Genomic DNA, 10,081 nt, shown 5'->3' on the forward strand with positions numbered 1-10,081 from the left:
AAAAACTCTTGCATCTACATTTGGTCTTAATAAGCCCTTAATGAATTCAATCGATCTCGAAGGTTCTTGATGCTGAACATTAATCATTTTTTGGCAATAGAGCATGAACTCGCTAAATGCTGCCATTCGTGCTGCTGTATAAGCATCAATTATAGCTTTAATAGCCTCAGCAATATTTATTTGAGTACCTTCAATGGAAAACTTTATCAGGTTCTCATTAATCCAATACCTATTTGTTCGAGCATCTCTTATGATTGGCAAGTAAGACGATGTGCGAAAATATTTTTTGAACTCCTCGTTCAATCGAGAGTTTAGCGCATGATTTTGTAGTTTACTCCCGAAAGGAAGCTGTCTTTGCCTTGTAAGTAATAGTGAGTATTGGGCACCTTGATAGTCATCATATCCATTCTTAATATGGAACTCATTATTCAAATAATCTTCAACAAGAACATATATAGCATAGTGATTTGCGAATCCTCCACGGGATTTAGAGCCAGCATTAGCAGATTTTGTTTTGATATTTAAGTACTGTAATAATTCACTACCCTGCAAAACTTTCTCACCAATCTCAGGAAAATGATGATTTAGAATCTCAATTATTTTATATGTAAAGTTATGATGCACTACTGACATTTGAAAAGCTCTCCCTGTGAAATATTTATTTTTTGACCTCTACTATTTTTCTTGATGTTGTTTTTTTGGATGCGTAGCAGTTCTTCTCCTTTATATTCCTTCCACTCTAAGACTCTTCTAAGACCAATTTTAAGATATTCTTCTTGAGATTCTATACTAATAGATCTCCGTCCCAATCGTTTTGACACAGCAGCAGAAGTGAAAGTTCCTGCAAATGGATCGAGTAAAATACTATCATTATTAGTACTTGCAAGAATAATTCTTTCTAACAATGATTCAGGCTTCTGCGAAGGATGATTTTCATATTCTTCCATCCTATATCTGACACGAGGGGAATACCATACATTACCAGGTACCTTCTCAGTATTATATTGACTAGGAATAGGCTTTCTATAATCAATTAACTTACGCTGTGCTCCTGTCTTTGCTTCTACTTTAATATCATCTGAATTAAAAATATAATTGCTTTTGTCTTTAACACAATGAAGTATTGGCTCATACATTGAACCAAAATACTTTGTTGCTTGAACTCCTGAGCTATCATAATGCCATATAATTCGGCTTAGAATTACTAATTTTTGCCTTAAATACAGATCGAAGTAAGGCATTGCTTGAGTGCTTGTCATAACATATAAAGTTCCATTTGGCTTCAATACTCGAAGACATTCATCAAGTAACTTGTAAGCCCAGATAATGTAAGCTTCTTCCGACTCCCATTTATCATGGAACTTAGAGAAATGTTTTCCTATATTGTACGGAGGATCTATAAAAATAAGATCTACAGACCGATCTGCAATCTGGCTAGATAAAATATACAGAGCATCACCATGAAATATGGTATGTTTATCCTCTTGATATCGTTCAAACATTACTTAATTTCGTATTAAAAATAATAAACTAAATGTTTGTCATTAAAAATAATATAGCTCATTGAGAGTATTTATACTTGAGCGATTGGGCATCGTTCAAAGGAGGGTAACACTTTTCAAAACATTCAATAAGCTATAAAGTCTGATGGTCATGGTATAGAGCCTCAGTTCTTAAGACAAAAGTATTACCCACATCTTCCCTTTTTTGAACCATGCCAAATAAATTAACTAATCTCTATCCACAATCTAATCAAATCAGTGATACCACCTCTCTAGGTAGTTTAAAGGTGTTCATAATTTGGATGGAATTATAGAGTTAAACTCTGTCTGGTAGTGCGGCGGGTGAAGGGGTTCCAAACGTCTAGTTCGGCGGCTGCACGTCCCAGCAGACTCGATCGAATCTCGTCGCTGAGTCCTTGTGCCTGACTGAAATCTGCCCCGGCAATGCTGGTTAAATGCTCCATTTCGACGCCAGTAAGATCGGCAGCGCGGACATCGGTACCTTCGAGATTGACGCCATTTAAACCAGCGTTGCGGAGGGATGCACCTGTCAGGAAGGCTCTTTGTAGTGTCGCACCGCTCAATCTGGCTTTTTGGAGATTGGCACCTGTTAAATCGGCACCGCTGAGGTAGCTACCCAACAGATTTGCACCGCGCAGATCGGCATGGCGGAGGTTGGCGGTATTGAGATAGGCACCATTGAGAGCCGCACCAGGGCCGATCGCGCCGGATGATTTGTAGGCAAATCCGGCGCTCCAGATGGTACGATCGTCGTAGCGGGCAACTTGTAATTTCGTGCCTGTGAGATTTGCGTCAGTGAGATTGGTACTGTAGAGTTGAGCGCGATTGAGATAAGCTTTGTCTAAGTTAGCACCGCTGAGATTGGCATCGCTGAGATCGACTCCTCGCAAGTCAGCACCACTGAGATCGGCACCACTGAGATTAGCGCTGCTAAAATTAGCACCGATCGAGTTTAACCCGTGCAAGTTGGCACCCGCTAGCTCGGCACCGCTAAAATCAAATCGATACAGATCGAATCGATCGAGCGACTTTCCGGCATGGATGGCTGCTAAAATTTCTGATAAGGCGATCGCAGAATCGTTCAAGGTTGCTTTATCTAACTCGTTATTAATAAACTCTATAGTGGAACGGTCGGTTTAAGCAATCGTCGTCCACTAACATTCACCAATCACCAGTCATTAATCTACCCATGTCACTAATTGCACCGATGACGATGATGGACTTCTTTCGCAAGAGCGAGGGCACTTGGCTGACGCTGCGGGCGGTACATCATTTCGATTTGGTAGAGGATGAGTCAGGCGAGTCAAATTTGATCGTGCGCGTTGTCGAGCAAACCGATCCTAAAGTAGCAGCGATCTGCGAGCAACAATCAATCGATCCCGCACGGGCGATGGGTGGGGGACTATTTATGTGGCAAGCCAATCTCGATGAAGCACCGCCAAATGCCGATTATGGCGCGGTGTTAATTGATGTCCCCGATGATGATACCAAACGATCGGGTAAATTGATTCGCGATCGCGGCTATGTTGAAAAGATTCCGGTGATCTCGCGGTATTGGTTTGGGCAAGATGGGATTTTGACGATCGAGACTGAGTATGATAAAAACCAAGGGCAAGAGCGATGCTGGTTTATCACTGACGATTTTCGGGTGCGCGTCAGTAGTGTCAGAATGATGAATGGCGTAAACCTAACTACCTACTGCTCGGAGCGCCGCTGTATCGAGGATAATACTCTTCAGCAAATGATCGATCTCAATTTAGCTAGAGCCTAATTTTCATGGCAATTTGTGGAATTAGGAAACAGATTCTAATTTTGTAGAGTGGGCACTGCCCACCAATACATAGTCGCTCTAATTCGATAAGTTTTAAATGTATTCGATTGCCAGTTTGTGCGTGATTGTTTGAAGGTAAAAGGTAAGAGGTAAAAGGTAAGAGGTAATGGAGCAATTCTTCATCTCCCCGTCTCCCCGTCTCCTCATCTACCCTCTACCCTCTACCCTCTATCTACATACTATCAATCCTAGCCCTCAGTCGATCTACCAGTGTGCTGACTGGCATATTCAACCAATTTTTATTACGTTCGCGATCGAATTTTCGCAAGAAAGCCCCGTAAGTCCGTAATTTAATAGCTGACTTGTGATTGAGTTCGCGTTTGCGGTTTTGTTTTTGGGGATTGTGAAAAAATTCTCGATCTTGACCGATAATTAATAAGCCATGCACGGTATTAGGCTCGACAGATTCATTCAGTTTATTTGCTACTAAAATTTTAGCTAAATTACTCATGCAATAATTCAATCGATCGAATGAGACTTTTGCTGTCTTCGTCAATTGTAAATTATCGTCCCATGTCTGCTCTTGAGGGCCAGCTAGCACGATCGCATACCAGCTTACACCTTTAGTTTGATGATAGCAACCGCAGATGTAATCGGGACGATTATTTTTGTCTAAGATTAGATTAGTTGATAAAAAATAAATTTCTTGATAATCAATATAAGATTTTAGTAAATAAGCGCACAAGGAAATATTCAGATCTAGGGTACCTTGAATCTCGCTAATTTTACTATTGATACTAACTCGATTTACTAAAGTTACAATCTCATGACGATCGACCCGAGTGGGATCTACTTGAAATGGTTGAAGGTGTTGGAGCAGCATATATTAATTCGGAACCCGAGCGAGGCTAAGGCGAACATGACCGCACGATCGCATTCGCCGATCGTACTTAATATGCCCAGTTAGTTGGCAGTTATTGAACTATATGCTTTGAGCGTAATCGCAGCCATAGTTAAATTGACAAGCCCGACAATGAATACCAGGATGCGCTGGAAACAGGAGATCGAAAGCATCTGGCTGGTTTTGATATATTTGAAGTTGCTGCTGGTGTAGCTGGGCAATTTGGGCTAATTTACGGGCTATTTCTTGCAATCGATCGGGTGTCGCTGTAATCAATTCGGAGCTAGTCATCGTCTCCAGATTGTAAAAGGAAGCAACTGCTTCCAGATCGGGATAGAGATAGCTACAGGCTAGGAGATAGACATCTGCTTGACGCCGATCCGGATCGGCAAGTCCGGTTTTAAAATCGATAATCTGGATATGGCGATCGCTGAGTTTGATAATACAATCAAAAGCGGCAATTAGTTGAAAAGTAGCCCCATCAATCCGAATATCGATCGGTGCGGGAATTGTCTCATCGCCGCGATTGAGGAGGAGAATATCGCGATCGAGCAGCCACGGATCGGCTTGATACTGCTGGAGAATCTGCATCACTCGATCGCGGACTGTCGCTAACTCATAATACAAGTACAAGCGATCGGCAATCCGTTCGCTGCCGCGTGGGTGCTTGAGTAACAGCGGCTGTTGATGAAATTCATAGATCCCTTGTTGGGCTAATTTCCCGACCTTTTGCCAGATTGTCTCCGTGAAAGGTGTGGTTTGGGAACTATCGCTCTTGGACTTTTGAGTCCACCGCCAGCCGCGCTGCATCTGACAGTGGCTATCTTCCCAGCCCAGTGCAGGCTCGAATTGCGACCACAGATGATAGCTAGCAAAGTCCATGAGCGAAAGTTGAAGTAGTCATTAATTCACCCAGAGATAAGTAGGTAGGTGCAATTATTTGTAAAATAGATTATGCCTGAAACCTAGATGGTGGGCAGCGATGCGCGCTCCTCGGCTTTGCCGAGGGTTTAGCGCATCAAGACCGTGCCCACCCTACCTTTTACCCTTTACCTTTTACCTTTTACCTTTTACCCTCTACCCTACTCCTCACTCGATCGGCGACGACGCGAACGACGGGGAGTACTTTCGGAATTACTACTAGTGCCAGCTTCTTCCGAACGGCGGGAACGACGACGGGAATCTTGACTATTATTGCTAGAGTCAGCTTCTTCCGAACGGCGGGAGCGACGAGAGCGACGCGAATCTTGAGAGCTGTTATCGCTAGTCTCTTCAGAGCGGCGACGACGGCGACGGGGCCGATCCTCCGAGTTATTGGTTTTATCATCATCAGCGCGCATACCATCTTTGGGCATCGGCAGATCGCGGCGATAGCGCGGCTTAATCGGATCGAGTTTAAGTTCTGATTTCCGTCTGCTGAGATTGTCAGGACGGGGGAGAAAATTCTGGGCGGGGAAATCTTGGACAGCCGTCTTCATAAACCGCGACCAGGCGTAAGCGGCTGTGCTACTAGCGTTACCCGTGGGGCGGTTGTTATCGTTACCCAGCCAGACGCCCGTAACTAATTGGGGGACGAAGCCAATAAACCACAGATCGCGTTCTTTATCGGTGGTTCCGGTTTTACCCGCGACTGGGCGACCGATTTGGGCGGAGGTTGCCGTGCCTTCATTGACGACGCCGCGCATCATCCAAGTCATAATCGCCGTAGTTCCGGGTTCAAACACTCTGGTGGGTGCGGGTTTACTTTGGTAGAGAATTTCACCTTTTTTATTGGTGACGCGGGTGATGCCGTGGACGGGATTGTGCAGACCCTGGTTGGCAAAGGTGGTGTAGGCACCAGTGATCTCTAATAAATTGACCTCTAATCCACCCAACGCTAGGGAGTAGAAGGGTTCGAGCTTGGATTCGATCCCCATTTTTTTGGCATTGTCGATGACGGGTTGCCAGCCAGTATCGATCAGGATTTTGATGGCGATGATGTTGACTGAATTAATCAGGGCATCGTGCATCGTGATGTAGCCTTTAAACTTTTTGCCTGCATTCTTAGGCTTGTAGCCATCAACGTCGAATGGGGCGTCAAGATAGGATTTATTCGGACTGATTCCACCCGCAATCGCGGTTGCATAAACGATCGGTTTGAAGGTCGATCCGGGCTGGCGTTTAGCTTGGGTAACGCGGTTAAATTGATAAGTTTCAAAGTCGGTACCGCCAACCATCGATCGAATTCCCCCTGTGCGCGGATCGATACTGACCATTGCCGCTTGTCCGAAGGAACCCCGATTGTTACGGACTGTGGAGTTGACGACTTCTTCGGCTTTGGTTTGCCATGCGGGGTTGAGAGTGGTTTCGATGGTTAAGCCGCCTTCTTTGATGGCTTTGGCAGAAATCCGCTGCGGGAGTTCCTGCTCGATGTATTTGGTGAAGTAGCGAGCGGCTTGAAGTTCGCGTTTGAGGGGGCTGCGCTTGGGTTTGAGAGGTTCGGCTTTAGCTGTTGTGGCTTCGGCGGCGGTGATGAATTTGGCCTCAACCATTCGATCTAGTACGAGGTTACGGCGTTGTCTAGCAAATTTGGGATTGACGAAGGGCGAGTATTTATTCGGGGCGGGCGGCATCGCTGCTAAGGTTGCCATTTCTGCCAGGGTGAGTTGGTCTACAGTTTTGCTAAAGTACACCCAGGCGGAGTCGGAAACGCCATAGCTACCTTCCCCGAGATAGACGAGATTGAGATAGCGTTCGAGGATCTGATCTTTAGTCAAGCCGTCTGTCAATCTCTGGGCAATCCGGACTTCCCGCAATTTGCGCCAAAAACTGCGCTCTTGATTGAGATAGACCATCCGCGCCAACTGTTGGTTGATGCTGCTAGCACCTTCGACCAAGTTCTTGGATGTAATATTTTGAACTAATGCCCGCGTGACGCCTTTGTAATCTACGCCGTCATGCTCGTAAAAGCGGCGATCTTCGATCGCGACGAAGGCTTTTTTGAGCTTGTCGGGCATCTGCCAGGTTTTGAGCGTTTCGCGGGTGGCGTTGCCCGTTTGCAGCAAAATGCTGCCATCTACGCCCTTAATCGTCACCGTACCGGGGCGAACATAACTGAGGGCATCCGCTGGCGCGTAATCGCTGACGCTGCGATCGACAAAAACCCACGCTCCCGCCAGTGCCAGACAGCTCAAACCCAAACCGGAGCCAATCCAGAAGCGGCGCTTTTTGTGAAGGGGTTTGGAGCCTTGGAAGGGCTTGGCGAGGGTAGTGCCGATTTTACCAGCAGCCCGACCGACGACTGTGGCAGTTTTACCTGCCGCAATTAAAACTGGCGGCGCTTTTCTGGCTGGGCGAGATTTGTGGGGTGGGGATGCGGGATTGACTGCCAAAGCATCGGAAATTTCTCCTTCAGCGGGGGGGAGATGGGCATCGCTCGATCGCTCTTGTGCATATAAATTGGCGGCAACATCGGCACCATTGACACTATTGCGCGTGGGGCGCTCGGATTCGATCGCGGCGCGACTAGAATGCTCGAAATCGCCAGCATCAGCTAACGGTTGATGATTCTCACGAGGTTTGTCTGCCCCTGTCAGCGGCAATTTCTGGGATATTTCCTTTAACCTAGCGAATAAGTTCAACACGTCAACTCCTAATTTAAACCGGGCAGTCGTAAATACTATTCGATCGCCGTCGTCCAATACCGTCATCTCTGGTACTGCATGAGATGTCATCACCTCGATCCGAGCGACAATCGCTAATGATAATTGAGCATAATAGCGTACTGGGCGATTACTAGGGAATACTAATGAAGACTCTTAAAAATTGGTCTCCACAATTATACTAGACATCTCAATTGTTAAGGATCTAAATTCACTGCCTCGAACATCCCATTTTCCCTCGTAATGAACAACGATCTGCACTATTTGACGGCTACTGACCCACAACATAATGCCATTGGTAGATTTCAGTACCTAAGCTGGGGCGAATTTACTGGTTGCGTGCATATTTCAGTGGCATCAGGGGCGGCTTGGGAGGTAGTGTTTTACCAAGGACAAATCGTGTGGAGCCTAGATCTAACTCAACCCAATCGACAGTGGCAACGCCTCCTCCGCACTCATGTCGGCTACGAACATATCGGACTCGACTTGCTATATCAAGCCTCCCAGCACAATCCCGCGCGCGGATTGGACGAGCGAGAATGCTGGCAGTATGAAGGCGCATTGACACTAATGATGCTCTCGGAAATCAAATCCTCAGAACTCAGTGCGATGTTAACTACTGCCGCACAAGAGACTATTTTTGACTTAATGCAGTACAGTCAAGGTCAAAAGTTGATGTTTCGATCGCAGCCCGAGATTTTTACCAAGCGACCGCCAATACTAGTCGATACTGAAGAAGCGATCGCCCAGGCTCAAATCGCATGGCAAGAGTGGAAAACTCAAAAATTAGGCAATATCTCCCCCACTAAAACGCCAGTCATCAGACACCCGGTACAACTGTATCGCCAAACCACACCAATTATTTACCAAAATTTAGTTCAGGCAATCTCGGGTAAGCGGACATTACGCGAAATTGCCGTAGAAATTGGTGAAGATTTACTGTTGATCGCCCGCTCGCTCATTCGGTACATTCAAACTGGCATCATCGAATTAGTCGATCTGCCCGATCTTCAAACTCCAGAGATCGGTAATAAGTTACTGCCCGCTACCAAAGTGGGAGCGTCCCCACCATCCCGTCAACCAAAAGTCCCCACTTCCTCGATGCCACCCAAACCAGCCCCATCCAAACTGGCAATCTGCATCGATGACAATCCCCAGATTTGCGAAAGTATGCGATTGCTAGTAACTGAGGCTGGGTATCGGTTTATTGCCATTCAAGATGCGACTCAAGCTTTACCGCGCTTACTAGAAAATAAGCCCGACTTGATTTTTCTCGATTTGATTATGCCGAAAATTAACGGTTATGAAATTTGCGGTCAAATTCGGCGAATTTCGGCTTTTACTCAAATTCCGATCGTGATTTTAACGGGTAGAGATGGATTGCTCGATCGGGTGCGCTCTAAAGTAGTTGGTGCTTCCGAATTCACCTGCAAGCCAATTACCAAACAAGCGATCGAAGCCCTATTAAATAAATATCTCAATGCCTCAGTTAAACAATCGTGAGTAGATGTAATTATCTAAGTAGGTAGATACAATTATTTATCAGATAGGTTATGTCTGAAACCTATCTGGCGGGCACTGCCCACCCTACACGATATCTTATATTAATTACGCCCAGCTACTTAACTATTCACTATCCACTAACCACTATTCACTATCGTCATGAATGACTCCCAAATTCAAGCCCAAGCGTATAGTTATTTTTTAGCTGAAGCACCAGAACTATTGCAAACGATCGAGCATGAAATTCTCACCCTCCCGAGCGAACATACTACTGCCAAAGTCCACAATTTAATGCGGGCGCTGCATACGCTTAAAGGTGCTGCGGCAAATGTCGGCTTGAAGACGATCGAGCAGATCGCGCACAGTTTTGAAGATGTAGCGCGCGTCTTCTATAATTTAGAACTTGAGATCGATGTCTCGATTCAAACTTTACTTCTCAATGGTTACTCGGGATTACAGGAATGCTTGACAGCTCAAGTCACAGAGCGAAAAATCGATGAAGCCGCAATTCTCGATCGGTTAGCTGAGACACTAGATAGTTTAAAGCTAAAACTCGGCGATTGGACTGAGGCAGATATCGCGCTCCCAACCTCGATCGAATTAGGTTTTGATATTGTCGCTTCAATTTTTGAAACCACGATTCAAGAACAGATCGATGAAGTAATTACGGTGATGGCTAACCACGATTCGATCCAGATTGAGGCATGTCTTAATAGTGTTACCGATATCTGTATCAGTTTAG

Annotated in this window: 8 protein-coding genes and 1 pseudogene; 3 read left to right on the plus strand and 6 right to left on the minus strand. The window is 45.6% G+C overall.

Annotation, left to right across the window (positions count from 1 at the left end; translation table 11 throughout):
* The 3 genes and pseudogenes from RMO52_RS01825 to RMO52_RS01835 all read right to left on the minus strand — a co-directional run.
* Window positions 1-633, minus strand: a pseudogene (locus RMO52_RS01825) (restriction endonuclease); the annotation flags it as partial.
* Window positions 624-1,502: an adenine-specific DNA-methyltransferase gene (gene yhdJ, locus RMO52_RS01830; protein ID WP_310410385.1), complete on the minus strand. Its 879-nt coding sequence runs from the start codon at window positions 1,500-1,502 to the stop codon at window positions 624-626. The gene yhdJ and the pseudogene RMO52_RS01825, both read right to left, overlap by 10 nt.
* 308 nt (window positions 1,503-1,810) lie before the next feature.
* Entirely contained in the window at window positions 1,811-2,608 is a 798-nt protein-coding gene (locus RMO52_RS01835) for a pentapeptide repeat-containing protein (protein WP_310410387.1), read from the minus strand.
* Between the two features lie 104 nt (window positions 2,609-2,712).
* Between RMO52_RS01835 and RMO52_RS01840 the strand changes: the two genes are divergently transcribed.
* The gene (locus RMO52_RS01840) at window positions 2,713-3,294 is read left to right on the plus strand and encodes a phycobiliprotein lyase (protein WP_310410389.1); all 582 of its coding nucleotides are present in this window, start codon (window positions 2,713-2,715) and stop codon (window positions 3,292-3,294) included.
* Between the two features lie 232 nt (window positions 3,295-3,526).
* Here RMO52_RS01840 and RMO52_RS01845 read toward each other — a convergent pair whose 3' ends face one another.
* From RMO52_RS01845 to RMO52_RS01855, 3 genes are all read right to left on the minus strand, one after another.
* Window positions 3,527-4,177, minus strand: a complete 651-nt coding sequence (locus RMO52_RS01845; protein WP_310410391.1) for a hypothetical protein — start codon at window positions 4,175-4,177, stop codon at window positions 3,527-3,529.
* A gap of 99 nt (window positions 4,178-4,276) precedes the next feature.
* Window positions 4,277-5,077, minus strand: coding sequence for a PD-(D/E)XK nuclease family protein (locus RMO52_RS01850; protein ID WP_310410393.1), 801 nt, complete (start codon window positions 5,075-5,077; stop codon window positions 4,277-4,279).
* Window positions 5,078-5,277: 200 nt separating this feature from the next.
* Window positions 5,278-7,908: a PBP1A family penicillin-binding protein gene (locus tag RMO52_RS01855; protein WP_309739406.1), complete on the minus strand. Its 2,631-nt coding sequence runs from the start codon at window positions 7,906-7,908 to the stop codon at window positions 5,278-5,280.
* Window positions 7,909-8,079: 171 nt separating this feature from the next.
* On the opposite strand from RMO52_RS01855, the gene RMO52_RS01860 reads away from it, so the two are divergent.
* Window positions 8,080-9,339 (plus strand): response regulator, encoded by a 1,260-nt coding sequence (locus tag RMO52_RS01860; RefSeq protein WP_310410396.1) that lies wholly within the window; start codon window positions 8,080-8,082, stop codon window positions 9,337-9,339.
* A 159-nt stretch (window positions 9,340-9,498) separates the two neighbouring features.
* Window positions 9,499-10,081 (plus strand): Hpt domain-containing protein (locus RMO52_RS01865; protein WP_310410397.1); only part of this gene is annotated, 583 nt, incomplete at its 3' end.

The sequence above is a fragment of the Chamaesiphon sp. OTE_8_metabat_110 genome, assembly GCF_031382685.1.
Taxonomy (GTDB): Bacteria; Cyanobacteriota; Cyanobacteriia; order Cyanobacteriales; family Chamaesiphonaceae; genus Chamaesiphon.